Source organism: Coriobacteriia bacterium (genome assembly GCA_003149935.1).
In the GTDB taxonomy this organism is placed as follows: domain Bacteria; phylum Actinomycetota; class Coriobacteriia; order Coriobacteriales; family QAMH01; genus QAMH01.
In genome coordinates this window covers 173777-199384 of record QAMH01000010.1, presented here as the reverse complement: position 1 = coordinate 199384, position 25608 = coordinate 173777, and the positions used below count along the sequence as shown (strand labels likewise).

Below are 25608 nucleotides of genomic sequence, written 5' to 3'. Positions count from 1 at the left end.
GAGATGAGTGCATGACAGCGGCAATTTTTGCAGCAATCAGCGTTCTTCTCATAGTCGTGGCCATTGCCATCATCGTTATCGTCATCCGCTCGGGACGACGCAGGCCAACACGCATCCCCATCGACACGCGCAACGCATCCGAGCTTGCCATGAGCACCGAAGCACATGGTGGCCCTGGCGGTGACAGCCAGGGTCCGACGCGTCGCCGCTTCTTTGGCTTCGTGGCCGTCATCGCCGCCTGCATAGGCGCGCTCATCGTCAAACTGTGGTCGATGCAGGTCATCTCTGGTGCCGAGTACACTGCCAAGGCCGAGGGCAATCGCATCAACGAGTACACGACCATCGCGCCGCGCGGTCGCATTTTCGATCGCAATGGCGTCGAGCTCGTTGGCAATCGCTCGACCTTTGCTGTCTTGGCGAGTGCCGACGTGCAAAACGATAAGCTCGTGATACAGCGCCTCTCCGACGTGCTCGGCATTCCACGTGAGACCATTGCATCGCTTGCCGCTTCGCAGACGCAGGGCGCGCAGGCCGACCGACTCATCGCGCTCGATGTCGATGACCGCGCCGTCGCCTACATCTCCGAGCATCCCAACGCGTTTCCCGGCGTACGCATCGAGAGCCGCACCGTGCGCACGTATCCGAATGACGACCTGGCGGCACATGTGCTCGGCTATACGGGCACCATCTCCCAGGAGGAACTCAAGCGCGAGATCAATGGCCTGACCTACGAGTCGGGCGACATCGTCGGCAAGGATGGCGTCGAGCAGGCCTTCGAGTCCTACCTGCAGGGCGATCGCGGCATCAAGCGCGTTGAGGTCAATGCAGCTGGCGAGGTCGTGAACGCCGTCGATTCGGTCGAACCCGTGCAAGGCAATGACATCCGCATCACCATTGACGCGAACGTGCAGAAGGTTGCCGAGGAGGCCCTGCGTCGTGCCTTTGCCGACGCGGCTGTGTCGGGCAACGACAGTGCCCGCTCCGGTGCCATTGTCTGCATGAACTGCAATACCGGCGAGGTCATCGCCATGGCTTCGGCTCCGTCGTATAGCCCGAGCCAGTTCATCGGCGGCATATCGTCGGATGTCTGGGAGGAGATGACGAGCGAAGACTCGGCCTACCCGCTCTCGAATCGTTGCATCGCCGGCTTGTACCCGGCTGCCTCCACCTTCAAGGGCTTCACGGGTCTGGCGGGCCTGGAATACGGCTTCGTCACCGACAGCTCGGTGTGGGAGTGCGAGGGCACCTGGACGGGATTTGGCGAGGAGTGGCCCCAGAAGTGCTGGAAGACGAGTGGTCACGGATCGATTGGCTTCCACAAGGGCATCGTCGAGAGCTGTGACGTCGTCTTCTACGAGATCGCCAAGAACTTCTACCAGTACAGCGAGAACGAGACGGCATTGCAAGACTATCTCAAGAGCTGGGGATTTGGATCCAAGACGGGTATCGAGCTTTCGGGTGAATCCGAGGGCCGCGTGCCCACGCCCGAATGGAAGAAGAAGTTCAACCGTGATGCGCCCGAGAGCCAGGCATGGCTGCCAGGTGACCTCTCGAACCTCATCATCGGCCAGGGCGACCTGCTCGTGACGCCGCTGCAGATTTGCTGTGGTTATGCGGGGCTTGCAACCGGCCGCGTGCCCAAGCCCGTGCTACTGCATTCCGTCATATCCACGGACGGAACCATGACGGCAGTCGATGGCGCACGCTATCAGGGAAGCATTATCCAGCCCGAGTTTGACCAGAAGAACATCGACATCATGCGCAGCGGTTTCCGCGGCGTTGTCGAGAACGGATCGGTTTCCCGCGTTTTCGAGGATATGGGAATCGCAACCTCTGGCAAGACGGGCACCGGCGAGGTCGCCGGCAAGGACGACTACGGCTGGTACGTTGGCTACGGTCCGACCGATGCACCCGAGTACGTGTGCGTCTGCTGCATCGAGGAAGGCGGATCGGGCGCCACGTGCGCCGCGCCCGCAGTGCGCTCGGTGCTTTCGGCTGCCTTCGGCCTGTCTGCAGAGCACGTTTCCGGCTCCGCAACAGAGGAGCGCTGATACGGATATGCCGTCGTTCTCATTCGGAAAGTCCCCCAAGGTTCACGCGCGCACTGCTTCGTCTGCCAACCTTTCCCGTTCGGGCGAAAAGCGCTCGTTCTCTATTCCGGCCAACATCATCCTGCTTGTCATCATCGCGCTCATCCTGTGCTGCGGCCTTATCACGCTCTATGCGGTGACGAGGACCGAAACCGAGTATTCGATCACGCGCCAGCTCGTCGGCGTGGCGATTGGCATCGTCATCATGGTGGCCGTTTGGTTCTTCGACTATCGACGTCTGGCCAATCTCATCGTTCCCCTCATCGTGCTCGATGCGATTCTCATCTTGTTGCCGATGGTTCCCGGTCTTGGCCATGAGGTGAACGGCGCGACGTCGTGGATCAGGATCGGTTCGCTCACCTTTCAACCGTCCGAGCTTGCCAAACCGGTGACCATCCTCGCAATCGGTGCGGCTACCGCGCAGTATCAGGGGTCTATTGTCCGAGGCGCTGACTTCTTGAAGCTGCTCGGCATCTTGCTCATACCCTTCGTTCTGCTCATGCGCGAGGATTTGGGTACGGCCCTCGTTATTCTCATCGTCGGCTTCTGCATCCTGCTCATTGGCGGCGTGGCGCGACGGTGGCTCATCATCTCGGTCGCCACGGCCGTAGTGGGCGTCGCGGCCCTACTCGGGATCAATGGCGTCGTGAATGACTGGACGGGTGGCGACGTGCAGCTCATCAGGCAGTACCAGATGAGTCGTCTGCTCGTCTTCATCGACCCGGATAATCCCGAATACGCAGACGATGCCTACAACCTCAACCAGGCGAAGATCGCCGTCGGAAGCGGCGAGCTCGTCGGCAAGGGCTGGGGCAACGCGACGCAGTCCTCGGGCGGCTTCTTGCCCGAATCCGCGACCGACTTCATCTTCTGCGTCTACGCCGAGCAGTTCGGCTTCGTGGGGGCGTTCATATTGCTTGTGCTGTACCTGGCGCTGCTCTTGACGGCGCTGGGCATCGGGCTTTCGTCATCGGATTTGTACGGCTCGCTCATCGCAGCTGGTATCATGGCGATGTGGTTGTTCCAGATTGTAGAGAACATAGGCATGGACTTGGGACTCATGCCCATTACGGGCATTCCGTTGCCGTTCATGAGCTACGGTTCCTCGTTCATGTTCACCAACTTCATTTGCGTCGGCTTGCTCTTATCGGTCTGGTCAAGACGCAATGACGCTCTGGGCTAGGAAGAGAAAGGTTCGGACACGTTATGCCGAGCATGCCAATTGACGTAAGCAAGGTACTAAGCGCGATCACGGCCATCGGGCAGCAGCGTGATCTGCCTTCGCGCGTCGAGCTCGTCTTCGATCCGACGGCGAGCAACGCGCTCGTCGACAAGGTGATTGAGGCATTCGTTGACGTGTCATCCAATGCCCATGTCACGGATGTCGTGCTCGACAAAAAGGTTCCCGTCATCCCCAAGGATACCGATCTCGTCGTCATCATCGGCGGTGACTCGTTGCTGCTGGGCGACGTGGTGCATGCGGCCGAGGAGCATGACGTCCCCGCGGTCGTCGTCATCGAGCGCGGCAAGACCTACTTTGCGAATGACAAGCGCTCGGCGCAGGACTATGCCGACATGACGCTGTCGGCGAATACTGCCCCGACCCTGACGGGTACGGCCCATACGCCTGGCGTGGGCAGGGGCATCGACCTCGAGAACCTCGTGGACCTCGAACTCGATGGGGAGTCCGCACGTCCACTCGAACAGCTCGGCACCTGGATCGTCCAGAACGTGCCGAGCAAGCGCCTCTCGCTTGCGCGGGCCTTTCCGTTCATACGTCATCCACTGGCCGTCGAGCTTGCCAAGCAGACGACCATCCAGAACGGTGCCATCGGGCTCGTCTTCTTCGTGCCGGGTGCCGATATGCCGCTCATCGCGCTCAACCAGGCCAAGATGGTCCTTCAGATTGCCGCCGTGTACGGCAAGGAGATGAACAAGGAGCGCATCGGCGAGGTGCTGGCCGTGACGGCGGGCGGGTTTGGATGCCGTGCCGTGGCGCGCAAGCTCGTCGCGCACGTCCCCATGCTGGGGTGGGCCATCAAGCCCGCCGTTGCCGCATCGGGAACGATGGGCATGGCGATTGCCGCGATCGAATATTACGAGGAGAACGGCAAACTGCACGGGCTTTCCGATGTGGCTGCCAAGGTCGCCAAGAAGGCGGCTCCCGTCGTCAACAAGGGCGAAGACCTTGTCGGCAACGTCGTGAGCAGCGCGACCGCTCACAACTAGGCAGTACCGTAAGCCAGCATTCCATGATTTCAAAATCGGCCTTGGAGGCAGACGACGTGCAGGAACTCAATCTGTGGCAACGCTATGCGCCGCTTCTCGCTCGGGTCGAGAAGCCCTCGCGTTATTTGGGCCAGGAGTGGGGTAGCGTCACGCCTTCCGAGAAGGATGGCGCCGATTATCATGCAGTGCTCGTGTATCCGGACACGTACGAGATTGGCCAGGCAAACCAGGCCATCGCCATTCTCTACGATTGCCTCAACGCCAACGGGCATATCTACTGCGAGCGTGCCTATCTGCCCTGGGTCGATATGATCGCGCTCATGCGCGAGCACGAGCTGCCGCTTGCGTCTCTCGAGACCTATACGCCCGTGCGCGATTTCGATTTCGTCGGCATCACCTTGCCGCACGAGCTCTGTGCCACGAATATCCTCGAGTTTCTTGATCTTGCCGGCATCACGCTGCATGCCGACGAGCGCGGGGAGGATGAACCGCTCGTCATGGGCGGTGGTCCCTGTGCGTACAACCCCGAGCCGTTCGCGCCGTTCTTCGATCTCATCTTCGTGGGTGAGGGTGAAGAGCTCGACGTGGAAGTCGCGCTCAGGCATCGCGCACTCAAGAAGCGGGGTGCGTCGCGTGCGGAGATTCTGCGCGAGCTCTCCCGCATCGAGGGCGTATATGTCCCGAGTCTCTATAACGTCGAGGAGCATGAGATTCGCGACGAGCAGCTGGCAGCAGGCATGCGTGGCTACACGACGGTCACGCCAGTTGACGCGGAGGTGCCGGCGCAGGTCACAAAGCGCATCATTCGCGATTTCGATGCGTTGCCTGCCCTGCCGCGCCAGATCGTCCCGTATTGCGAGCTCGTACACGACCGTCTCGCAATCGAGATTCTGCGCGGCTGCAATCGCGGCTGCCGCTTTTGCCAGGCGGGTATGATCTACCGTCCCGTACGCGAACGCAAAGCCGATACCGTTATCGCGGCGGTCATGGATGGCCTTGCCTCGACGGGCTATGACGAGGTGTCCCTCACTTCGCTTTCCTCGACGGACCACTCGACTATCGAGCACATGCTCAGGCGATTGAACCGGAGCTTCTCGCAGACGGGCAAGAGCGTGAGCCTACCGAGCCAGCGTGTCGATGCGCTCGGCGTCGAGCTTGCGCGACTCGCGGCGGGCGAAAAGAAGGGCAGTCTTACGCTTGCTCCCGAGGCGGGCACGCAGCGTATGCGCGATGTCATCAACAAGGGCGTGAGCGAGGAAGACCTGCTCCATGCCGTGACGAGCGCCGTCGAGGCGGGCTGGCGTGGCTTCAAGCTCTACTTCATGATCGGGCTGCCAGGCGAGACCGACGAGGACGTTGCCGGCATCGGCGCCCTGTGCCGTCGCGTCTATGCCGCTGCCAAGGATGCCGTTCCCGAGGGGGAGCCGCGCAACATCCGCCTCAATGTCTCGGTCGCGCTCTTCATTCCCAAGGCGATGACGCCGTTTCAGTGGAACGGCCAGATATCGCTTTCGGAGATTAGCCATCGCATTGACGTGCTGCGGGCGAGCTTTCCCAAAAAGGGCATCAATCTGCATTGGCATGATTCGGACACAAGCTACGTCGAGGCAGTCTTGGCTCGTGGTGGACGAGAGTGCGCCGAGCTGATCGAGGAGGCATGGCGCCGAGGTGCGCGTTTTGACGCCTGGACCGAGCAGTTTACCTTTGCCGCCTGGGAGCAGGCCGGTGACGTGTGCGGCGTGCCCATCATGCAGCGCGCTGCCTGCGAATACGAGGAGGGCGCTCCTCTTCCCTGGAGTCATATCTCTGCTGGCGTGAGCGAGGAGTTCCTGCGTGAGGAACGCGCCCGTGCCCGCGTGGGCGAGGTGACGCCCGATTGCAGCTTTACGAGCTGCTCGCAGTGCGGCGTTTGCCCGCTTGTGGGAATGACGAACGTTATCGAAGGCACGCGAACCCTGCGAGGTGAGTGCGCATGAGCGAGGGGTTCCGTTTGCGCGTCAAGTACCAGATCACGGACAGGCTCGCGTATCTATCGCATCTCGAGACCGTGCGTTCGATGGAGCGCGTCGTGCGCAGGGCTGGCCTGCCTTTCGCGATTACCGAGGGCTTCAATCCGCATATGAAGATTGCCTTTGGCCCCGCATTGCCCGTGGGAGCCGGCTCACGCTCGGAATACTTCGACCTGCGCCTGCGCGAGTACGTCTCACCCGATCTTGCACTCGCGGCGCTGCAGGCGGCTGCTCCGGAAAACCTCATGCCCACTGCGTGCGCCTATTGCGCGCATGGTGACGATGCGATTGATGTCATGTATCCGGTAAGTGTGTGGAAGGCCGAGCTCGCGTGCACGGGAATCGGCGCCGATGACGTGGTGCGCGCGTTCGAGCGGCTGGTTGATCGCGGCTTCATCGAGGTCACGAAGACCAAGGGCCATAAGACGACGGTCAAGCGTGTCGAATTTGCGGGCAGGCTTGTGGATGGTCCGCATGTGACTGTCGACGACGATGTCGTGACGGTCGACTTCTCCACCTTCCAAGGCAACGAGGGGGCATTACGCCCCGACAAATTCATCGCCGCAGCTTGCGAGTTGATGGATGGACCCGTTGCCGTCAGGAGTCTTACGCGCATGGAGCTGCGGGAAAAGTAGGCCACGGAGCGCTCGGGCGTCCGCATGGGGCTTGCTCTCGTACCCGATGCGCTGTTCGCGCGATGCTGCTGCGGAACTCGCGTGCACAGACCGCACGCTCAGACAGTCCTCGCAAACCCGCATCGTGCGAACAGCGCATCTACTCGAGATGCCCCATGCGGACGCCCGACCGCTCCCTGTCTTCTTCGAAACTTTTCCTTGTCACAGCCCCATTCTCCTAGTAGACTATTGGCGTTTGCCCCCTCGTGACGGTTCTTTTCCCTTTCCCGCACGATACGGGCATGTCAATGAGTAATGAAAGGTACGAACATGTACGCGATTGTTAAAACCGGTGGCAAGCAGTACACCGTGAAGCCGGGCGACGTGCTCGACGTTGAGAAGATCGAGGGCGAGGCCGGCGACAAGGTCTCTCTCGACGTGCTCTTCCTCAACGATGGCTCCAACGTCGTCACGGACGCGAGTGCTCTTGCCAAGACCAATGTCACGGCCGAGATTCTCGACCAGCACAAGGGTGACAAGCAGATCATCTTCAAGTTCAAGAAGCGCAAGGGCTACAAGCGCACGCGCGGTCATCGCCAGCAGCTCACCCGCCTTTGCATCGTCGACGTGAACGGCACCAAGGCTGCTGCTCCGGCGCCCAAGAAGGCTGCCGTAGAGAAGCCGGCCAAGGCCGAGAAGCCTGCAAAGGCCGCTAAGCCCGCCGCCGAGAAGCCCGCCAAGAAGGAGACGAAGGCGGCCGCTCCTGCCAAGAAGGCCGATGTCGATTTCACCAAGATGACGGTTGCCGAGCTCAAGGATTACGCCAAGGAGCATGACATCAAGCTCCCGAGCGGTGCTCGCAAGGCCGATATCATCGAGACCATCACCAACGCAGAGTAGCAAAGGGGGCTGAAGACTTATGGCACACAAGAAAGGCCTCGGATCCAGTCGTAACGGCCGTGATTCCCACGCGCAGCGTCTTGGCTGCAAGCGTTTTGCCGGTCAGGTTGTCAACGCGGGCGAGATCCTCGTTCGTCAGCGCGGCACGCACTTCCATCCCGGCGAGAACGTCGGTCGCGGCAAGGATGACACCCTGTTTGCGATGGTTCCCGGCACGGTGAAGTACACCAAGGGTCTCAAGCGCAAGGTCCATGTGATTCCCCAGGCGTAACGCACCTCAAGCAATGCAAGAAAAGCCCCGTTGCCATATGGCACGGGGCTTTTTATGTAGCTCGGTGCGCCCAGTGGTTTGGGGCAAGGCGCTTTGATAAAATCTGTACTTTAAGACTCACCTGAAAGGGCGGTTTCCACATGTGCGGAATCGTTGGTTACACCGGTACTGCTCCCGTACGCGACATATTGCTCGAAGGGCTGCGCAAGCTCGAGTATCGCGGCTACGACTCGGCGGGCATTGCCGTCGAGACGAACGACAAGATCAGCATCGTGCGACGTGTCGGCAAAGTCGAAGAGCTCGCCAAGGCGGTCGAAGACTGGGATGTCACCTCGACTTGCGGCATCGGTCACACGCGCTGGGCAACGCACGGTCGCCCGACCGAGCCGAACGCGCATCCTCACTCGGATTGCTCAGGCAAGATCGCCGTCGTGCATAACGGCATAATCGAGAACTTCGTGCAGCTGCGTGACCTCCTCGAATCCGAGGGCCACGTCTTCAAGAGCGAGACGGACACCGAGATCGTCGCCCATCTCATCGAGAAGTACTATGACGGTGATTTGATCGATGCCCTCGCACGCACGACGGAGGTTCTGCAGGGCGCCTACGGCCTGGCCGTCATGCATGTCGATCATCCGGGCGAGATTGCGGTCACGCGCAAGGACAGCCCCATCGTCGTTGGCCTCTCCGAGGGCGATGAGCCTGCCGCGCTCGTGGCCAGTGACATCGTCGCCATCATGGATTTCACGCGCGACGTCGTCTTTCTCGAGGACGGCCAATTCGCGCTGCTCCAGCCTACGCGCATCGATTACTTCAGCGCACCGGGCGAGCCCGTCGAGCTCGAGACCATGCACATCGACTGGGACGCCGAGGATGCCGAGCGCGGCGGTTTCCCGGACTTCATGCTCAAGGAGATTTACGAACAGCCGCGTGCCGTGCGCGATACCATCAGCGGTGCGGTCAAGAACGGCTACGTGCTCTTTGATAACCTCGCGCTCGACGATGACGATATCGACGCCATCGACAACGTCTACATCATCGGTTGCGGCACGAGCTATCATGCCGGTCTCGTTGCCCGCGACCTTATCGAGCGTTGGGCGCGTATCCCGACGACAGTCGAGGTGGCGAGCGAGTTTCGCTACCGCAATCCCATCGTCTCGTCCTCGACGCTTGTCATTGCCATCTCACAATCGGGAGAGACCGCTGACACGCTCGCTGCCGTGCGCATCGCGCGCTCCAAGGGCGCACGCGTCTTCGCCATCACCAATTGCGTGGGCAGTCGCATCACGCGCGAATCCGACGGCACGCTCTACGTCAAGGCGAACATGGAGATTTCCGTCGCGGCAACCAAGTCCTTTCTTGCGCAGATCTCCTGCCTTGCGCTCATCGCGATGTTCCTGGGCCAGAAGAAGGGCCGTCTAACCACGCGTCAGGTCAAATCGCTGTACTACGAGCTGCGCGAGACGCCCGCCCAGATCGAGGACATCCTGCAGGACACCTCCGTGATCGAGGAAGCGGCCAAGGAGGTCGCGAAGGCCCATTCGGTCATGTACGTGGGTCGCGGCATTGGCTCTCCCATCTGCAAGGAGGGAGCGCTCAAGCTCAAGGAGATTAGCTACCTGCACGCTGAGGCCTATCCGGCCGGCGAGCTCAAGCATGGCCCGATTGCGTTGCTTGATGAGAACGTTCCCGTTGTCGCGGTCGTGACCGAGTCCCCCACGCGTATGCAGACGCTCAGCAACGTGCAGGAGATTCTCGCACGTGGTTCGCGCGTCGTGGCGGTTGCCTCCGAGGGCGATCAAGAGGTCGCCGATATCGCCGATTACGTCTTCTACATCCCGCGCATTGCCGATTGGTGCACGGCCATCACGGCAAGCGTCCCGTTGCAGCTCTTCGCGCGCTATATCGCGCTTGAGCGCGGCTGCGATGTCGACAAGCCGCGTAACCTTGCGAAGTCGGTGACCGTGGAATGACGAGCGCCGCTCAGGAAGCTCCCTCGACGGGGCTTGGGGTGGATATTGTCGAGATTGAGCGCATGGAGAATATCCTCCAGCGTTCTCCCCGCTTTGTCTACCGCGTTTTCACCGATAACGAGCGCGCCTATTGCGAGGGCCATCATCGGCCTGCCGTGCGCTATGCGACGCACTTTGCCGCCAAGGAGGCCGTCCTCAAGGCGCTTGGCACGGGTTTTGCCGATGGCATCGCCTTCACCGATGTCGAGGTCACGCACGACGAGAAGGGCAAGCCGCTCGCGCTGTTGCATGGACGTGCGCAGCAAATTGCCAGCATGCTCGGCATTCTCGAGATTCCCCTGTCGCTGAGTCGTACCAACGAGACCGCCGTCGCCAATGCCATTGCGGTCACGGCAGCGACGCGCCCCGTCGTCGAGGAGAAGACGACACCTGCCCAGGAGCTCGCGATGCGTTTTCGCGAGCTGCGCAGCATGCTCGACGACCTCGAGAGCGACGTCGACCAGGCCTATGGGGAGGCGGACGATAGCGATGAGTGAGCCTTTGGCGCTGATGCTTTCGGAGCACGACATCAGGATGCTTATCCCGTACCCAGCGCTTGATGCGAACAAGTACTCGCGGGGAACGGTGGGCGTCGTAGGCGGAAGTGCCCCGTATCCCGGGGCACCCATCCTGGCATCAAACGCCGCCGCGCGTTGCGGGGCGGGCTACGTGCGTCTTGTCACGACGCGTGGCGCAGCCTCGTGCGCGCATGCGCACCTCATCTCGATTCCCGTCTCGGCATGCGACCAAGGCCTCGAGGGCACCCTGTGCGCGACGTCTCTCTTTCAAGCGCAGGAGGATCTGGCCAAGAGCCAGATCATTCTCATCGGACCGGGCATGGGAGCGACGGATGATGCCGAGCGCTTTCTCGCCTCCTTTCCGCAGGATCGTCCCATGGTATTCGATGCCGACGCGCTCAATCTCATCGCGCGCAATCATGCGCTGCTCGAAATGCCCGCACGGCATCCGCGCATCCTCACGCCGCATGAAGGGGAGGCCGCCCGCCTGTTGGGGCGCAAGGTCACCAACCGCAACGAGGATGCCATCACGCTTGCCCGCACATATGATGCGATCATCGTCCTCAAAGGCCCCGAGACGCTCATTGCGACGCCGGCAGGTGAACTGCGCGCCGTTGCCGAAGGGGGCCCCGAGCTTGCCAAGGCTGGCACGGGCGATGTGCTTGGCGGCATGATCGCCGCGTTTCTCGCGCAAGGGCTCGATGCATTTGATGCCGCCACGCTTGCGGTGTTCGTTCACGGTCGTGCAGGCAGACTCGCTGCACGCGAATTGAGTGTTCACGCCGTGATGCCGGAAGATATAATCTGTAAAATTGGTCCTGTTCTCTTAGGTTTGGAGGCTGAGGGCGTCTCGTGAGCACGAACGAGGTCAACTACTTCGGTGCGCATCCCCGCGTTGAGGGATTCTCTTCCGAAGCCACAACAGACGAGCATGAGCATCTCAATCGCGATGAGCTCAAACTCAAGGAATGCTACACCCGCGAAAACGTCCCGCGTGGAGCGTGGGTCGAAGTCGATTTAAACGCCATCGCGCACAACATCCGCGTCATCCGCAAGCGCGTCGGGCTCGAGCGCCAGATCATGGCGATCGTCAAAGCCGATGGCTACGGTCATGGCTCCGTACACGTGGCTCGCACCGCACTCAAGGCGGGCGTCGACCAGCTGGCCGTCTCCTCGGTGGAGGAGGGTGTCGAGCTGCGCGAGCATGGCATCGAGGCTCCCATCTTGGTGCTTTCGCAGCCACCCATGCGCGCCATTCCCTATGTGCTGGCCTACGATCTTACACCCACGGTCATCACGGAGGAGTTCGCGTTGGCTCTGGGTGAGGAGGCCGATCTCAATGGCATGGTCGCCAAGTACCACCTCGCCATCGATACAGGCATGAATCGCATCGGCATATTCTATTTGGACGTGGTCGATTTTCTGCAGTCCATCAATTTCCATCGCGGTCTCGAGCTTGCCGGCGTCTTCACGCATTTCGCAACGGCAGACGAGGAGAGTGACTGGGACTTCCGCATGCAACTGCAACGTTTCAATGAGGCGCTCCAGCTCATGCGCAATGCCCGCATCGATTACGGTCTTGCGCATAGTGCCAATTCCGCGGCGACGCAGCGTTATCCCGAAGCTTACTTCGACATGGTGCGCGTGGGCATCACGATGTATGGTCTTGCTCCCAGTCCTGTCTTGCGCAGCAGCGATGATCTATATCCGGCGATGGCGGTAAAGGCCCAGATTATCCAGGTGCGCGAGCCCCAGATGGGCGAGGGCGTCTCGTATGGTTTCAACTACCGTGTGGCCAAGCCCGTGCAGATCGCCACGGTTCCCATCGGTTATGCCGATGGTGTGCGCCGCAGCTTGTCGGGGCGCATGCGCGTGCTCTACAAGGGCCGTCCGTGCAGGCAGGTCGGCAACATCTGCATGGACATGATGATGATCGAGATTCCCTTCGACGCCGGTGTCGAGAAGGCGAAAATTGGCGACGAGGTCGTGATCCTGGGCCAGCAGGGTGATTACGAGATCACCGCCGATATGATGGCCGACGAGATCGATACCATTAACTACGAGCTCATCTGCATGTTCGGTGCGCGTCTTCCGCGCATCTACGTGTAAGTGTGAGGTTGGCACGAGGAGCACGTGATGGCAACGACGCAAGCGGTGACAGATCTAGACGATCACATTCACAAATCCCTGAGCGAGGCATTGGCGGGTATCGATAGCTGCCATAAATGCGCATTGGGCGATACGCGCACGAATGTCGTGCCTGGTGCCGGTAATCCGCGTGCCAAGGTGATGTTCATTGGCGAGGCGCCGGGCAAGAACGAGGATTTGCAGGGCGAGCCCTTCGTGGGTGCGGCCGGCAAGCTGCTCAACCAGATGCTCGAGCGCATCGGCCTCGCGCGCGAGGATATCTACATCGCCAACATCTTGAAGTGCCGTCCGCCGGGTAACCGCGACCCCAAGCCCGAGGAAATCGAGGTATGCACGCCCTGGCTGCGCGAGCAGGTCAAGGCCGTACACCCCACGGTGCTCGTGACGATGGGCAATTTCTCGACCAAGTTCATCCTGCAGACGAACACCGGTATCACGCGCTTGCGCGGCAAGATTCATGTTACGGGGCCGTTTAGGGTCATTCCGACATTTCATCCCGCGGCAGCCATATACGACCGCAGCAAGATCGGCGCGATCGAGCAGGACTTCGATCTCATCAAGCTCCTGCTCGATACTGACGATGCTCGCGAGAACGAGAAGGGAAGTGTCCATTGATTCACTGTCGATGTAATTCGCTTGACGACACCATACGGTTGGGCGAGGCAATCGCCAGACTCATGGAGATGAACGACTGCGTTGTGCTGAGCGGCGATCTTGGTGCAGGTAAGACGCAGTTTGCCAAGGGCTTTGCCGCGGGCCTCGGCGTTGACGATGAGATCACAAGCCCGACGTTCAACATCCTGTTCGAGTACGTCGGAGACGAGCTTCCGCTCCTCCACTTTGATTTGTATAGACTCGATGAAGAAGACGAGCTCACGGACATCGACTTTTTCGGGCTACTCGAGAGCGGCGCCGTGTGTCTCGTCGAGTGGGGTGACAAGTTCCCTGCGGCCATGCCCGATGAGCGTATCGACGTTCAGATCACGGTTGCCGATGACGAGACGCGTGCCATTGCCATCACGGGACATGGCGCACGTGGGGCGCAGCTCGAAGCGGCGCTTGGGGAAGCCCTCGACGCCTCTTCCTAGGAGATTCACGGTACAATAGCCAGCCATGCAGCAGAGAGATCCATATTCAGTGCTCGGTGTGCCTTCCGGCGCCTCCAAGGAAGAGGTGACCAAGGCATATCGCAAGCTTGCCAAAAAATACCACCCGGATCTCAATCCCGGCGACGAGCAGGCAGCCAAGAAAATGGCCGAGGTGAACGCTGCGTACGATTCCATCATGAATGGCACACCCTACGGCCCGCGTGTCAACACTGGTAATCCCTATGGCGGGCAAGGTCCGAGTGGCAACCCCTTCGGCGGCTATGGAGGAGGACAAAGCGGCCAGGGTGGTCAGCAGCAAGGCGGCTGGTATTACGGGCCCTTCACGGGCGGCGATCAGCAGCAGGGCGGCGGGCAATACTACGATCCCTTCGAGGAGATGTTTCGCCAGTGGCAGCAGGCGAGCCAGTCAGACGCCTATCGCGAAGCTCGCGAGGAACAGCAGCGTCAGCAGCGCGAGCAGGCGCGCAACACGGCAAACGGCTGTTTCAGATGGGTCATGCTCATTCTCATCATCAACCTCGCCCTCAACATTTTCATGGGCGGATGCTCCGCTTGGCGCAACTCGCTTCTCTTCACTAACCAGCAGACGCCGTCGAAGGAGCAGGCCGCGCCCCTCAACGCCGATGGAAGCTCGGAGAGCGCAAGCTCCTCATCGTCATCGAGCACGACCGCTCCCATGCTGCGTCGTGACTTTTCGTTCACGGCGGTCGACTACACAGGTGGTGCGACCTATACGGTTGACGTACCGCTCGAGTAGCGTGCGTAAGGCTTTGCCATGCTGTTTGAGAGCAAGAGAAATGCAGACGCTCGGCAGGAAATGAAGCTGCGCACGGCAGCGAGTGCGCTCATCGTGGTGGCCGCGCTCGTGTTTGGCGGTGGCCTCTTCATGATGGGGGCCCATGCCAGCGGTCTGATTAAGACGACAGGCGCATACACGACGACACGTCTTGTGCCAGGGACGTATTCCAACACCATCGAATGCAACGGTAGTGTCATGCCGATTCGCGTGACGGATGTGGACACGAAGGCAAAGGGCAGTGTTACCGTCGTGCATGTACGGGACGGCCAGTACGTGAAACAGGGGACGGTGCTGTTCGAGATGCGCGACGGACAGGATGAGCCACAGGTTATCACCGCCAGCGTCGCAGGAACCGTGACAAACCTCAAGGTCGCCGTTGGCATGACAAGCGATCAGCTTGCACAACAGGGGCCTGCCCTGCAGATTGCGGATATGAACGTGCTTATTGGCGTTGTGCAGACTCCGGAATACGTCTCCGTATTGCTCGAAGCCGGCCAATACGTGAGCATTACCTCGACGGTGACGCCCGGCGTGCGTTATCAGGGCATGCTCACGGGCTTCTCGAAGAATCCCTCGTCGGCATCTTTGACGAGTAGCGGCCAGGCGCTCTACGATGCATCCATCATGTTCGACAATTCGGGGGCGCTCAAGGTGGGTGACCCCATCGTGGCGCAGATGCGCATCGAGGACTACGGCCAGGTGTTCTATGTGCCCGCAACCGCCGTGCGCGAGATTGACGATGTGGCGTATGTGGACATCGTGCGCGCGAACGGCACGGTCGAGCAGCATCAGGTTGAGCTTTTGGGCACGAGCGATGACGGCAGCAGGATCGTCAAGGGCGATATCCTGACGAGCGAGACTGTCATTCGGGCCGATTTGAGCGAGTAGGAGAGGGCATGCGGGTCTTGGCACTCGATACCGCGAGCACTCAGATGGTGCTGGCGTTGGCGGACTTCGGCGAGGCGGACGCATCGGCTACGATGGTTGCCTCGTGTCAGGTCGATGCGCCGCGCCAGGCAAACCAGGTGCTGCTCACGCAGGCTGCGCGGCTGCTTGCCGATGCAGGGCTCGAGGTGAGCGACATCGACGCCATCGTCGTGGGTCGGGGTCCTGGCTCGTTTACGGGCGTGCGCATCGGCGTGGCGACCGCGAAGGGACTTGCCTGCGGTCTGGCCGCGCCGCTTTACGGTGCTTCCACGCTCGACGCCGTTGCCTGGCGCGCGTGGTGGGCCGGCGTACGTGGCAGGTTGGGTGTCGTGGCCGATGCCATGCGCAAGGAAGTGTATCCCGTGCGCTACGCCCTCGATGATGCGGGCGTGACGCGTCTGGAGCCTGATACCGTCGCCAAACCGGCGCAGGTCGCGCAGCAATGGGCTTCGGAGGAAAGCTCCCTCATGCTCACGGGCGACGGGCTGCTCAAATACGCGCAACTTTTCGAGGGCGCTCCGTTCGAACTTGCGCCGCAAGGGCTGTGGCTGCCCGACGGCCAGGGCCTCATCAGCGCCTTTGCACAGGCGTTTGCGACTGGTACTGTCGGTTCGGGGGATGCCGCAGCACTCGTGCCCGTGTACACGCGTCTTTCGGATGCCGAGGAAAACGAGCAGCTGCGTTTGGCCCAGATGACCGACCCGCGCGATGCGGAGAGGCGTGCACGTCTGCAGCACGAGATCGAACGTGATGACCGCGAGATGCGCATCTCGCAACCGAGGACCAGTCACGCGCATGAGCGTGCTGCAGGCCACGAGGCGCCCTTCATTCTCGCAATCGAGAGCTCCTGCGATGAGACGGCCGCAGCCGTCATTGATGGCAAACGGGCCATCCTCGCGGATTGCATCGCAAGCCAAATCGACTTTCACAAGCGCTTTGGCGGCGTCGTCCCCGAGATCGCCTCGCGTAAGCACACCGAGGCCATCGTTCCCACGGTCATGTACACGATGGAGCAGGCGGGGCTGAATTTCTCCGATCTTTCGGCCGTCGCGTGTACGATCGGGCCGGGCTTGGTTGGGGCGCTCGTCGTGGGCGTTGCCTTTGCCAAGGGCCTATGCTTTGCGACGGGCCTGCCCTTCATTGGCGTGAACCATCTCGAGGGGCATCTGTATGCGAATCGCTACGTCGATCCCGCGCTTGAGCCGCCTTTCGTTGCGCTGCTTGTGAGCGGAGGCCACACCATGCTCGTGCACGTGAAGGATTGGGGCGACTACGCGGTACTCGGAAGTACGCTCGACGATGCCGTGGGGGAGGCGTTCGATAAGGTCGCCAAGGCGCTCGAGTTGGGGTATCCCGGTGGCCCCATTCTGAGCAAGCTCGCCCAGGATGGTGACGCCAAGGCTATCAACTTCCCACGCGCGATGATGCATAGCGGGAACCTGCAGTTCTCGCTCTCGGGCCTCAAGACGGCCGTCATCACCTATATCAACGAGCAGCGCAAGGCGGGAATGGATATCGACATCCCCAACCTTGCGGCGAGCTTCACCGCCGCCATCGTCGATGTGCTTGTGGCCAAGTCGCTCGATGCGTGCAAGCAAGCGGACGTTGACATCCTGTGCATTGGCGGTGGTGTGGCAGCGAACCCTGACTTGCGCGAGGCCCTCAAAAACGAGCTCGGCAAGCGCGGCATTCGCGTTGTCATGCCCGAGCTCTCGGATTGTGCCGACAACGCTTCGATGATCGCGTCGGTGGGCCTCGATCTCTTCGAGGCGGGCAAGCGCACCGGGCTCGATGCCGACCCCCAAGCCCACATGCCCCTGCGCACCAAATGACGGGAATGAGATGGGGGGGGGCCACACCATCTCATTCCCGTCAGCAGCCCCGTCGTTTCGCAGGTCAGGGCGATATCGGGTATATAAAAGGGTAACAAGGAAATCTAAGTGTCATATTAGTAGATTATTTCTTACGGAATGTTAACAAGGGTATGAATCCGCACGGTGCGCGCGTACTATGAGGAACGTTATTTTGTTATCACCCCGTAGTTCTAGGAGGCACAAAGATGAATTTGAAGCCGTTGGGCGATCGAGTCATCATCAAGCAGGACGAGGCGGAGGAAACCACCGCATCCGGTCTGATTCTCACGAGCAATTCCAAGGAAAAGCCGCAGCGTGGCAAGGTCATCGCCGTGGGCGAGGGCAAGTACCATCATGGCAGCCTCGTTCCCGTTCCCGTCAAGCCGGGTGATACCGTTATCTACGGCAAGTATGGCGGACAGGACATCACCGTTGATGGCGAAGAGTACGTCATTCTTCGCGCCGAAGACCTGTACGCAGTTGTCGACTAACTATCACATGTGAAAGGAATGATTACCAATGGCTGCTAAGAACATTAGCTTTGATTCCGATGCGCGCAGCGCGCTTGCCGCCGGTGCATCTAAACTTGCCGACGCTGTCAAGGTCACGCTTGGCCCCAAGGGCCGCTACGTTGCCTGCGAGCGCAGCTTCGGCGCCCCGCTCATCACCAACGACGGCGTGACCGTCGCCAAGGAGATCGAGCTCGAGGACAAGGTCGAAAACATGGGTGCCCAGCTCATCCGCGAGGCTGCCGTCAAGACCAACGACGTCGCCGGCGATGGCACTACCACCGCCACGCTGCTCGCCGACGTCATGATTCGCGATGGTCTCAAGAACGTGACCGCCGGTGCCAACCCGATCGCCATCCGCACGGGCATGAACAAGGCTGTCGATGCGCTGGTCGAGAAGATCAAGAAGGACGCCAAGGAAGTCAAGACCTTCGACGAGATCAAGAACGTCGGCGCCATCTCCGCGGGTGATCCGCAGATCGGCGAGAAGATCGCCGATGCCATGGAGAAGGTCGGCAAGGATGGCGTCATCACCGTCGAGGATTCCAACACCTTTGGCATCGATATCGACATCGTCGAGGGCATGGAGTTCGACAAGGGCTATCTGAGCCCCTACATGGTCAACAACACCGAGACCATGAAGGCCGAGCTCTCCAACCCCTACATCCTCATCACTGACCAGAAGATTTCCGCCATCCAGGACATCCTGCCGCTGCTCGAGGGCATCATGCAGTCCGGCAAGCCGCTCCTCATCATCGCCGAGGACGTGGAGAGCGAGGCTCTGGCAACGCTCGTCCTCAACAAGATTCGCGGCACGCTCAATGTTGTCGCCGTCAAGGCTCCCGGCTTTGGCGACCGTCGCAAGCGCATGCTCGAGGACATCGCCATCGTCACCGGTGGCCAGCCCATCATGGAGGAGCTCGGTGTCGCGCTTTCCGACGTCACGCTCGACATGCTCGGTACCGCCAAGAGCGTCAAGGTGACCAAGGACACCACGACCATCGTCGATGGTGCGGGCAAGAAGGCCGACATCGAGGAGCGCATCAACACCATCAACGCGCAAATCGAGGAGACAAGCTCCGATTTCGATCGCGAGAAGCTCCAGGAGCGCAAGGCCAAGCTTTCCGGTGGCGTTGCCGTCATCAAGGTCGGCGCTGCGACCGAGGCCGAGCTCAAGGAGACCAAGTCCCGCATCGACGACGCGCTGCAGGCAACGCATGCGGCTGTCGAGGAGGGTATCGTCGCTGGCGGCGGCGCCGCGCTCATCGACGCCATGACCGTCCTCGATGACCTCAAGGCCGAGGACACCGACGAGCAGGTCGGCATCAACATCGTGAGCAAGGCATGCGAGGCTCCGATGCGTGCCATCGCCGAGAACTCGGGCTTCGAGGGCTCCGTCGTCATCGACAAGATCAAGAACTCCAAGACCGGCTACGGCTTGAATGCCGCGACCGGCGAGTACGGCAAGATGATCGACATGGGTGTCATTGACCCGGTCAAGGTCGTTCGCTCTGCGCTGCAGAACGCCACTTCCGTGGCAACCATGCTGCTCATTACGGCTGCCACCGTGTCCGACGTCCCCAAGGACGGCCCAGACATGGCCGAGATGGCCGCTGCCATGCAGGGCGCCGGTGGCATGATGTAAATCATGCGCCCATAGGCGACTCGAGGGGCCCGCTTCATGCGGGCCCTTTTCGTTGCTTCGGCTGCTTTGGGCGCTATGTAAGTGCTGGGTGCGCTAGTGATTTGTGCGCATCACGGTTGCGCTCATGCGGGCGACGAGATTGCCGGGTTCGTCGAAGAGGTCGATCGTGAAGAAGGCGAGGTTACGGCCGAGCTTGTCGGGGTGGGCTACGGCCTTGAGCTTGTTGCCCTTGACGCGACGCATGTGGGCGATGCTGGAATTGGTCGAGGCCGACGGTGATTGGTTGACGTTGCTCGCGACGGCGAGCGCGTAATCCGCGAGCGAGAAAAAGACCCCACCCATCACGAAGCCCTGGGCATTGTGATGGCGGTCATCGATTTCCATGCTCACGGTCGCGACGCCAGTCTCGAAGTCGTAGTCGTCAATGGTTGCTCCCAGACACTTGCGTGCGAACTCGTCATCGGCAAAGTATGCGCGAATGTCTTCGATGTTGTCGAAGTCCATGGCTGCTCCTCTTCCTCGCAGACAGTGCCATCAGTGTAGACCAATAGATAACGTCTTGGTACATGGGTTCGGGATTGACGCGTCCGAGATGCCCGAAAACGCATTATTCGCTAGAATAGGGGCGCATGGTCGTAGTTAAGGAGCCGCGCAACAAAAATGTTTACCGTGATTAGCATTTTGCTCGTCATCTTTTTCCTCTTGATGAACGCCTTCTTCGTCATCGCAGAATTCGCTCTGGTACGTGTCCGCAAATCTCAGATCGAGCTTGCCGTCGAAGAGAAGAAGCCCGGTGCACGCGCTGCCAAGAAAATCGCCGAGAACATAAACGCGTACCTTTCGGCCTGCCAGCTCGGTATCACGCTCGCATCGCTTGCCATAGGCTGGCTGGGAGAGCCTGCCGTGTCTGCCGTTCTCGAGATGCCGCTTCTTGCAGCCGGATTGCCCGAGAGCACCATCTATCCCATCTGCGTCGGCGTCGGCTTTTTTATCGTGACGACGTTGCATGTCGTGGTAGGTGAGCTCATTCCCAAGTCCTTCGCGATTTTCTCGACCGAGAAGTACGCGTTGGCGACTGCAGGCCCTCTCGCGCTCTTCTACAAGATCACCTATCCGTTCATGTGGCTGTTCAACGGCATCACCAACCTCGTCGTGCGCGCGACCGGACATGATCCGGCAAAGGAGCACGAGGTTTACACCGACGAGGAGATCAAGCTGCTCATCGACGAGTCGACGGAAAGCGGACTCATTGACCCCGAGCAAAACGAGTACGTTGATAACATCTTCGATTTGGGAGATAAGGACGCCGAGGCCATCATGACTCCGCGCATGGACATGATTTGCCTCGATACCGAGGATACGCTCAAAGAGAACCTTGCCCTCATTCACGAGCATAAGTACACGCGGTATCCCGTGTGTAGTGGCTCGAAGGACAACGTCATCGGCTTCGTGCACGTAAAGGACCTCTTCGATCAGGAGCGGGGTCTGCCCCTTGAGGACTGGAACATCCGCGAGCTTCCCGCCGTGCCCGAGACGTTGCCCATCGCGCGTCTGCTCGACACGCTGAGGGAAAACCGCACGGGCATCTGCCAGGTAATCGACGAGCACGGCGGCACGGCTGGCATCGTGACCATGTCCGATGTGGTCGAGCAGATCGTGGGCCGTGTCGATGACGAGTACTATCACGATGACGAAGAAGGGGAAGTCGTCGAGCTTTCCGACGGCAACTTCGAGATTGACGGCGCGCTTGCCATCGACGACCTCGAGGAGATCATCGGGTTCAGGCCCGAGCAGGCCGACGAGGTCGAGACCGTGGGCGGTCTGTTCATGGCGCTTACCGATGGCATTCCCGACGAAGGTGATGTCGCGGAGATGGATCACTACGACAAGCACGTCAAGTTCACCGTGCTGAGCATGGATCGCCATCGTATCGACAAGATCAGGTGCGTCGTCACCGTAACCGAGTCCGAGGACGAAGAGGACTAGGCGGGAACGAGTCGAAAAAGTTCTTGCATTTTCATATGTCCGCGCGTAATATAGCCAAACGCGCTTGAAGCGCACTGCTCGACATATTGCGGGGTGGAGCAGTCTGGTAGCTCGCCGGGCTCATAACCCGGAGGTCGTTGGTTCAAATCCAGCCCCCGCGACCAAGAACAACGAGCTCTCAATATAGTATTGGGAGCTCTTTTTATCTCAGCGGTTGCATGGAGGCCCCCCATGAACAACGTGAGCACCGAAGCCGGCAAGCTGGGCATTATTCTGACTGACAATGTTAATATGGATTGGCTGAAGCAGCTCAGCCCTCGTCATTTTGATGACTATGTCAAATTCGTCGTGAACCTGAAAACAAATAAAGTAAGCGTTGGTATGCAGGTTCATAGAAATTGCGCGGAAGAGATGGGTCCAGAGGACGAACTCCTAGGTGGGAACATCTTCTTCGATGATTCCCATATCGAATACGAATCGACGCTGAACGTAAAGCCAAATATGGAAATTGGATCATGGGGCGAGACACCACGTGTTATTGCCGATCAAGATCTGATTCAAAAGGTTGACAACGTGCTGAAAGCGTGGGTCGTGCTATGACGCTAGATGAGTTCATGTCCCAAGCTTCCGAATATCATGGGCGAGAAGATGAACTCGAGCTTTGGGCGCAGCGCTCCTTCAAACAGCAGATGCAGGACGTATACGGCGAGGCTTACCGGCTCGTCAAGTACTTCCAGGAAGGCAGCGACAAGCTCTTGTCGCAGTGGGACGTACTCGATGAGTTTTGCGCCATGACGTACCTCTCGCCCTGCACCACAAAGGGAGAGAAAGATACCCTCAAATTGGCTGAGTGGGAGCTCTACGACTACGTCTTTGGGGACAATACCTTCAGGAACGACAGCACGAGCGTGATGCGTTGGTTCAATCAGTGGATGTTCGACGTGAACTACGCTGCCCTTGCCGAGGGATAGGGCTATCCTTTTATCGAAGGGCGAATAATGAGAGCTGGTCACCGATTTCGCTGATACGCTGCAGCCGAAATTCATCATCTCTCATAAGGCGACCGCTTCTCTGAGTACGGTATCGCGGAAGGAGCCGGAGTCTAGCTCCGAAAGCTCGTATACGTCAACTTGTTTGCCAGATATGCGATGTAGTTCCTCGGCAAGACCGAATATGCCGAGGGCCTTGAAACCCTCATTTCCGACGAGTAACACGTCGATGTCAGATGACTCGTCGGCGTTTCCGCGAGCATAGGATCCGAACAGGCTCGCCGAGGCCATGTTGTACTTCAGCAGAAGGGGCTCGATCATGAGACGGATTTCATCAATCGAATAGACTTTTGCGGTCATGCCGGCAATCCTCCTTCGCGAAGCGCGGGTGGGTGTATGGTCATTATACAAAGTTTACGACCTCCGGGCTCATAATCCGAAGGTCGTAGGTTCAGGCCACTGTGACTACTAAAGAGAAGGCGGGCTGTAGAGGGGATTCCTCGACAGCCCGCCTTCTTGAGTTTGGGCACCGGTGATTACCGGCTTGCGTCCTATTAGTCGCGGAGCTCCTCGGCCTTCTTCTCCTGCTCCTTGGCCTCGTCGACGGAGATGGTCTCGTCAGCGTCGCTCTCGAAGCTCTCGAACTCCACGCTCTTGCCCTTTTCTTCTGCCATGATAATCACCCTTCCAAATCATCGTGCATACATTTGATGCCAGTTGCACTGGGTGCCTTGACCGTCTGTAAGCCGGATTGTCATCCCCTCCAATGACCGCCGCGGCGCTCCTGTACTCGCACCGATAATATAATACCACTTACGGAATATTTTTGAGAAAAAGTATTGAAATTATTTAACTTTTCATATCTCAAAGCGCTCCGGTTTACGACACAGGGATGCGAATGACGGTCCTAAGCTTTTCGGGTGCGCAGCGGCGGGGGTCGGAGAGGTAGATCTCGTGGTGCAGGCGTGTGTCCGTCAAATCGATGGTTCGGCCCTGTTCCTCGGCAAAGCGGTGCATGGCCTCGATAGTCACCGGCTCGTCGTCGTAGGGGCCGATGTGCATGCACTGGACGCAAAGTCCCTCGTCTATCGTCAGAAATTCGGCAGGCGAATAATCCTCGCCCTTCTTCTCCGTCGCGATGTTCTTTGCCTGCTCGAAGACGTCCGGCGTCACGAATTCGGGAAGGCGGATGCAACTCGTCCATTCGAACTCGTCCTTGCGCGACAGATCGAACGCCCCGTCGGTGCCGGCCTGCTTCCAGAAGCCCTCGAGCGGCGGCACGACGTAGGGGAAGTAGCCGTCGATGTCCCATCCCGATTTGGGGGACATCTTGATGGTGAAGGAAATGCCGTAGAGCAGTTGCATGGCATGCTGGTATGCACCGCCCTCGACGTTGGGATTGCCCGTACCGCGCACGGCGACGTAGTTGGCAGGCGGTACGTCGATGATCGAAGGTGTCTTCTTGGGCTGGTAGAGCTCCTTGCATTCTTTCTTGTAGTCGAATGCCATGGATTCGCCTCTCTTAGATGACCGGGTCGAATGTATGCTGCCTTGTCATGATAGCGCAAGCTCGCATCGTTGCTTGGATAGAGACGCCGAGCGACTGCCGTGCACGTTTCTTTCGATTATGCGAAGCGCATGGCGGCGCGTCACACGAGCGGCTCGACCATGATGATGTCGCCGGGGGAGGGCATCGTGGCTGATGCGCCAGCTGGTAGCATGTAGAGCGCATTTGCGCCGTATGTCTGGGGCGACCCGGGACGGCCGGGTAGCGGGGTTGCCACCAGGCACCCGTCGGCGTCGGGGGCAAGCTCGAGGAACTTGATCGAGAAGAACTCCTCACCCGGCCGTGTCGCCTCTGCCGGACGCTCTTCGCCTGGCAGCGGACGGCCGTCCTCTTCCGCCCGCTTGTGCATCTTGCCCTTGGGAAACTCGGCGCTAAGTCGTGCGGGGACGAGCGTGGGATTTGGATCTAATCCCTGGAACTTCCGCATGATCGGTAGCAAGTAGAAATTCAGGGTGAAGGACGCCCCCGCGCTCGGCCCGGAAATACCCACGATGGGCGTATCGTCCACGATGGCATACGAGCTGTGATGTCCTGGTCCGTGGTTGGTCTGATGGCAGATGATGCGCCCCATCTCTTCGAGCACCTCCACGGACCAGTCATCTGAGCCTTTCGATGAGCCGGCGTTGAGCACGACGATGTCGGCAACGGCACACGCCCGCTCGACGGCGGTCTGGATTGCATCCCGGTCATCGGGAACGATATCAAAGGGCACGTAGACGCCGCCCCATTGCTCGACTTTACCCTTTACGACGATGCTGTTCGATTCGTAGACCCGTCCCGCGCCCGCGAATCTGTCCGGCGCGCGCTTCGAGAACGGGACGTTCGGAGAGACGAGCTCGTTGCCCGTCGGGATGAAGGCAACGCGCGGCCTTGCCATCACCTCGACCGAGGAATGTCCGGCGCTGGCGATGCGCGCGGCCACATCTGGGGTAATGATGCAAGGGGCGGCAACGGCGATATCGCTCGCCTTCATCTTCGACCCCGCTGCTCGCGTACCCGCGAACCTTTCGGAGGGCGCCGCGAGTATAGTGACGCGCTCCTCGTCGTCGGATACCTCGACGTGCTCGATCACGATTGCCGTGTCAAATCCCTCTGGCATGGCGACGCCTGTGTTCGCGAACTCCCAGTCGACGCCTCGAACCCACGAGCTGGTATCGGGAACGGCACCCGGCTCGAGGTCGGCAAAGTCGTCCCATTTGACGGCTATCGAGTCGAGCGCGCACGTGAGTGCCGAGGGAACGTCGCTCTTGCAGGTGATGTCTCGTGACAGGACGCGGCCATATGCGTCCTCGAGGGCGACTCGTTCGGGCCGGATTTTGCCAAATGACGCGGAGAGCGCATCGGTCATTTCCGCAACCGCTTCCTGGCGGGATAGTTCGACATGCAGCGAGTGGTCTCTCATCATCTTCTCCAAAATCGACGTCATGTTCGCG

General features: G+C 59.9%; 25 protein-coding genes and 1 tRNA gene. 22 read left to right on the top strand and 4 right to left on the bottom strand.

Annotated features, from left to right (window positions below):
* The first annotated feature begins 11 nt into the window (after positions 1–11).
* From mrdA to groL, 18 genes are all read left to right on the top strand, one after another.
* The gene (mrdA, locus tag DBY20_09500) at positions 12–2051 is read left to right on the top strand and encodes a penicillin-binding protein 2 (protein ID PWL77577.1); all 2040 of its coding nucleotides are present in this window, start codon (positions 12–14) and stop codon (positions 2049–2051) included.
* A complete protein-coding gene (locus tag DBY20_09495; GenBank protein ID PWL77576.1) occupies positions 1906–3273 on the top strand; it encodes a rod shape-determining protein RodA in 1368 nt (455 codons plus the stop codon). Before mrdA ends, DBY20_09495 begins: the two co-directional genes overlap by 146 nt.
* A 23-nt stretch (positions 3274–3296) precedes the next feature.
* On the top strand, positions 3297–4319 hold the full coding sequence (locus DBY20_09490; protein ID PWL77575.1) for a hypothetical protein: 1023 nt from the start codon (positions 3297–3299) through the stop codon (positions 4317–4319).
* A gap of 23 nt (positions 4320–4342) precedes the next feature.
* Complete coding sequence (locus DBY20_09485; GenBank protein ID PWL77574.1) at positions 4343–6295, top strand: TIGR03960 family radical SAM protein; 1953 nt, start codon at positions 4343–4345, stop codon at positions 6293–6295.
* Positions 6292–6963 (top strand): radical SAM protein, encoded by a 672-nt coding sequence (locus DBY20_09480; protein PWL77573.1) that lies wholly within the window; start codon positions 6292–6294, stop codon positions 6961–6963. Before DBY20_09485 ends, DBY20_09480 begins: the two co-directional genes overlap by 4 nt.
* A 294-nt stretch (positions 6964–7257) precedes the next feature.
* Positions 7258–7842 carry a 50S ribosomal protein L21 gene (rplU, locus tag DBY20_09475; protein ID PWL77572.1) on the top strand — a complete coding sequence of 195 codons (585 nt, stop codon included), beginning with the start codon at positions 7258–7260 and terminating at the stop codon, positions 7840–7842.
* Between the two features lie 19 nt (positions 7843–7861).
* Positions 7862–8113: a 50S ribosomal protein L27 gene (locus DBY20_09470; GenBank protein PWL77571.1), complete on the top strand. Its 252-nt coding sequence runs from the start codon at positions 7862–7864 to the stop codon at positions 8111–8113.
* 140 nt (positions 8114–8253) lie between these two features.
* The gene (gene glmS / locus DBY20_09465) at positions 8254–10086 is read left to right on the top strand and encodes a glutamine--fructose-6-phosphate transaminase (isomerizing) (protein ID PWL77570.1); all 1833 of its coding nucleotides are present in this window, start codon (positions 8254–8256) and stop codon (positions 10084–10086) included.
* Positions 10083–10622 carry a holo-[acyl-carrier-protein] synthase gene (gene acpS / locus DBY20_09460; protein PWL77569.1) on the top strand — a complete coding sequence of 180 codons (540 nt, stop codon included), beginning with the start codon at positions 10083–10085 and terminating at the stop codon, positions 10620–10622. The genes glmS and acpS overlap by 4 nt, the downstream gene beginning before the upstream one ends.
* Positions 10594–11499 (top strand): NAD(P)H-hydrate dehydratase, encoded by a 906-nt coding sequence (locus tag DBY20_09455; protein PWL77568.1) that lies wholly within the window; start codon positions 10594–10596, stop codon positions 11497–11499. The genes acpS and DBY20_09455 overlap by 29 nt, the downstream gene beginning before the upstream one ends.
* Positions 11496–12752, top strand: coding sequence for an alanine racemase (locus DBY20_09450; GenBank protein PWL77567.1), 1257 nt, complete (start codon positions 11496–11498; stop codon positions 12750–12752). The genes DBY20_09455 and DBY20_09450 overlap by 4 nt, the downstream gene beginning before the upstream one ends.
* A gap of 27 nt (positions 12753–12779) precedes the next feature.
* A complete protein-coding gene (locus DBY20_09445; GenBank protein PWL77566.1) occupies positions 12780–13406 on the top strand; it encodes a uracil-DNA glycosylase in 627 nt (208 codons plus the stop codon).
* Entirely contained in the window at positions 13403–13879 is a 477-nt protein-coding gene (locus DBY20_09440; GenBank protein ID PWL77565.1) for a tRNA (adenosine(37)-N6)-threonylcarbamoyltransferase complex ATPase subunit type 1 TsaE, read from the top strand. Before DBY20_09445 ends, DBY20_09440 begins: the two co-directional genes overlap by 4 nt.
* A gap of 25 nt (positions 13880–13904) precedes the next feature.
* Positions 13905–14657: a hypothetical protein gene (locus tag DBY20_09435; protein ID PWL77564.1), complete on the top strand. Its 753-nt coding sequence runs from the start codon at positions 13905–13907 to the stop codon at positions 14655–14657.
* A gap of 18 nt (positions 14658–14675) precedes the next feature.
* Positions 14676–15587, top strand: a complete 912-nt coding sequence (locus DBY20_09430; GenBank protein ID PWL77563.1) for a hypothetical protein — start codon at positions 14676–14678, stop codon at positions 15585–15587.
* A gap of 8 nt (positions 15588–15595) precedes the next feature.
* Complete coding sequence (locus DBY20_09425) at positions 15596–17458, top strand: hypothetical protein (protein ID PWL77562.1); 1863 nt, start codon at positions 15596–15598, stop codon at positions 17456–17458.
* A 227-nt stretch (positions 17459–17685) separates the two neighbouring features.
* Positions 17686–17970, top strand: coding sequence for a co-chaperone GroES (locus DBY20_09420; protein ID PWL77561.1), 285 nt, complete (start codon positions 17686–17688; stop codon positions 17968–17970).
* A 28-nt stretch (positions 17971–17998) separates the two neighbouring features.
* Positions 17999–19633, top strand: a complete 1635-nt coding sequence (gene groL, locus DBY20_09415) for a chaperonin GroEL (GenBank protein PWL77560.1) — start codon at positions 17999–18001, stop codon at positions 19631–19633.
* A 93-nt stretch (positions 19634–19726) separates the two neighbouring features.
* On the opposite strand, the gene DBY20_09410 is transcribed toward groL, so the two are convergent.
* Positions 19727–20137, bottom strand: a complete 411-nt coding sequence (locus tag DBY20_09410) for a PaaI family thioesterase (GenBank protein PWL77559.1) — start codon at positions 20135–20137, stop codon at positions 19727–19729.
* Between the two features lie 156 nt (positions 20138–20293).
* On the opposite strand from DBY20_09410, the gene DBY20_09405 reads away from it, so the two are divergent.
* The 4 genes from DBY20_09405 (at position 20294) to DBY20_09390 (ending at position 22590) form a co-directional block, all read left to right on the top strand.
* Complete coding sequence (locus DBY20_09405) at positions 20294–21619, top strand: hypothetical protein (GenBank protein PWL77558.1); 1326 nt, start codon at positions 20294–20296, stop codon at positions 21617–21619.
* Between the two features lie 87 nt (positions 21620–21706).
* Positions 21707–21783 (top strand) — tRNA-Met (locus DBY20_09400).
* 67 nt (positions 21784–21850) lie between these two features.
* Entirely contained in the window at positions 21851–22219 is a 369-nt protein-coding gene (locus tag DBY20_09395; protein PWL77557.1) for a hypothetical protein, read from the top strand.
* The gene (locus DBY20_09390) at positions 22216–22590 is read left to right on the top strand and encodes a hypothetical protein (GenBank protein ID PWL77556.1); all 375 of its coding nucleotides are present in this window, start codon (positions 22216–22218) and stop codon (positions 22588–22590) included. The genes DBY20_09395 and DBY20_09390 overlap by 4 nt, the downstream gene beginning before the upstream one ends.
* Positions 22591–22671: 81 nt before the next feature.
* Here DBY20_09390 and DBY20_09385 read toward each other — a convergent pair whose 3' ends face one another.
* The 3 genes from DBY20_09385 to DBY20_09375 form a co-directional block, all read right to left on the bottom strand.
* On the bottom strand, positions 22672–22947 hold the full coding sequence (locus DBY20_09385) for a toxin-antitoxin system toxin subunit (protein ID PWL77628.1): 276 nt from the start codon (positions 22945–22947) through the stop codon (positions 22672–22674).
* A gap of 540 nt (positions 22948–23487) precedes the next feature.
* Positions 23488–24117, bottom strand: coding sequence for a transcriptional regulator (locus DBY20_09380; protein PWL77555.1), 630 nt, complete (start codon positions 24115–24117; stop codon positions 23488–23490).
* A gap of 140 nt (positions 24118–24257) precedes the next feature.
* Complete coding sequence (locus DBY20_09375) at positions 24258–25577, bottom strand: molybdopterin biosynthesis protein (GenBank protein PWL77627.1); 1320 nt, start codon at positions 25575–25577, stop codon at positions 24258–24260.
* Positions 25578–25608 lie beyond the last annotated feature (31 nt).

What these genes read in the sequence shown, in the direction of transcription:
- mrdA (PWL77577.1), top strand. Translation starts at nt 12, where the DNA reads ATGACAGCGGCAATTTTTGCAGCAATCAGCGTTCTTCTCATAGTCGTG.
- DBY20_09495 (PWL77576.1), top strand. Translation starts at nt 1,906, where the DNA reads ATGCACCCGAGTACGTGTGCGTCTGCTGCATCGAGGAAGGCGGATCGG.
- DBY20_09490 (PWL77575.1), top strand. Translation starts at nt 3,297, where the DNA reads ATGCCGAGCATGCCAATTGACGTAAGCAAGGTACTAAGCGCGATCACG.
- DBY20_09485 (PWL77574.1), top strand. Translation starts at nt 4,343, where the DNA reads ATGATTTCAAAATCGGCCTTGGAGGCAGACGACGTGCAGGAACTCAAT.
- DBY20_09480 (PWL77573.1), top strand. Translation starts at nt 6,292, where the DNA reads ATGAGCGAGGGGTTCCGTTTGCGCGTCAAGTACCAGATCACGGACAGG.
- rplU (PWL77572.1), top strand. Translation starts at nt 7,258, where the DNA reads ATGAAAGGTACGAACATGTACGCGATTGTTAAAACCGGTGGCAAGCAG.
- DBY20_09470 (PWL77571.1), top strand. Translation starts at nt 7,862, where the DNA reads ATGGCACACAAGAAAGGCCTCGGATCCAGTCGTAACGGCCGTGATTCC.
- glmS (PWL77570.1), top strand. Translation starts at nt 8,254, where the DNA reads ATGTGCGGAATCGTTGGTTACACCGGTACTGCTCCCGTACGCGACATA.
- acpS (PWL77569.1), top strand. Translation starts at nt 10,083, where the DNA reads ATGACGAGCGCCGCTCAGGAAGCTCCCTCGACGGGGCTTGGGGTGGAT.
- DBY20_09455 (PWL77568.1), top strand. Translation starts at nt 10,594, where the DNA reads ATGGGGAGGCGGACGATAGCGATGAGTGAGCCTTTGGCGCTGATGCTT.
- DBY20_09445 (PWL77566.1), top strand. Translation starts at nt 12,780, where the DNA reads ATGGCAACGACGCAAGCGGTGACAGATCTAGACGATCACATTCACAAA.
- DBY20_09435 (PWL77564.1), top strand. Translation starts at nt 13,905, where the DNA reads ATGCAGCAGAGAGATCCATATTCAGTGCTCGGTGTGCCTTCCGGCGCC.
- DBY20_09430 (PWL77563.1), top strand. Translation starts at nt 14,676, where the DNA reads ATGCTGTTTGAGAGCAAGAGAAATGCAGACGCTCGGCAGGAAATGAAG.
- DBY20_09425 (PWL77562.1), top strand. Translation starts at nt 15,596, where the DNA reads ATGCGGGTCTTGGCACTCGATACCGCGAGCACTCAGATGGTGCTGGCG.
- DBY20_09420 (PWL77561.1), top strand. Translation starts at nt 17,686, where the DNA reads ATGAATTTGAAGCCGTTGGGCGATCGAGTCATCATCAAGCAGGACGAG.
- groL (PWL77560.1), top strand. Translation starts at nt 17,999, where the DNA reads ATGGCTGCTAAGAACATTAGCTTTGATTCCGATGCGCGCAGCGCGCTT.
- DBY20_09410 (PWL77559.1), bottom strand. Translation starts at nt 20,137, where the DNA reads ATGGACTTCGACAACATCGAAGACATTCGCGCATACTTTGCCGATGAC.
- DBY20_09405 (PWL77558.1), top strand. Translation starts at nt 20,294, where the DNA reads ATGTTTACCGTGATTAGCATTTTGCTCGTCATCTTTTTCCTCTTGATG.
- DBY20_09395 (PWL77557.1), top strand. Translation starts at nt 21,851, where the DNA reads ATGAACAACGTGAGCACCGAAGCCGGCAAGCTGGGCATTATTCTGACT.
- DBY20_09390 (PWL77556.1), top strand. Translation starts at nt 22,216, where the DNA reads ATGACGCTAGATGAGTTCATGTCCCAAGCTTCCGAATATCATGGGCGA.
- DBY20_09380 (PWL77555.1), bottom strand. Translation starts at nt 24,117, where the DNA reads ATGGCATTCGACTACAAGAAAGAATGCAAGGAGCTCTACCAGCCCAAG.
- DBY20_09375 (PWL77627.1), bottom strand. Translation starts at nt 25,577, where the DNA reads ATGAGAGACCACTCGCTGCATGTCGAACTATCCCGCCAGGAAGCGGTT.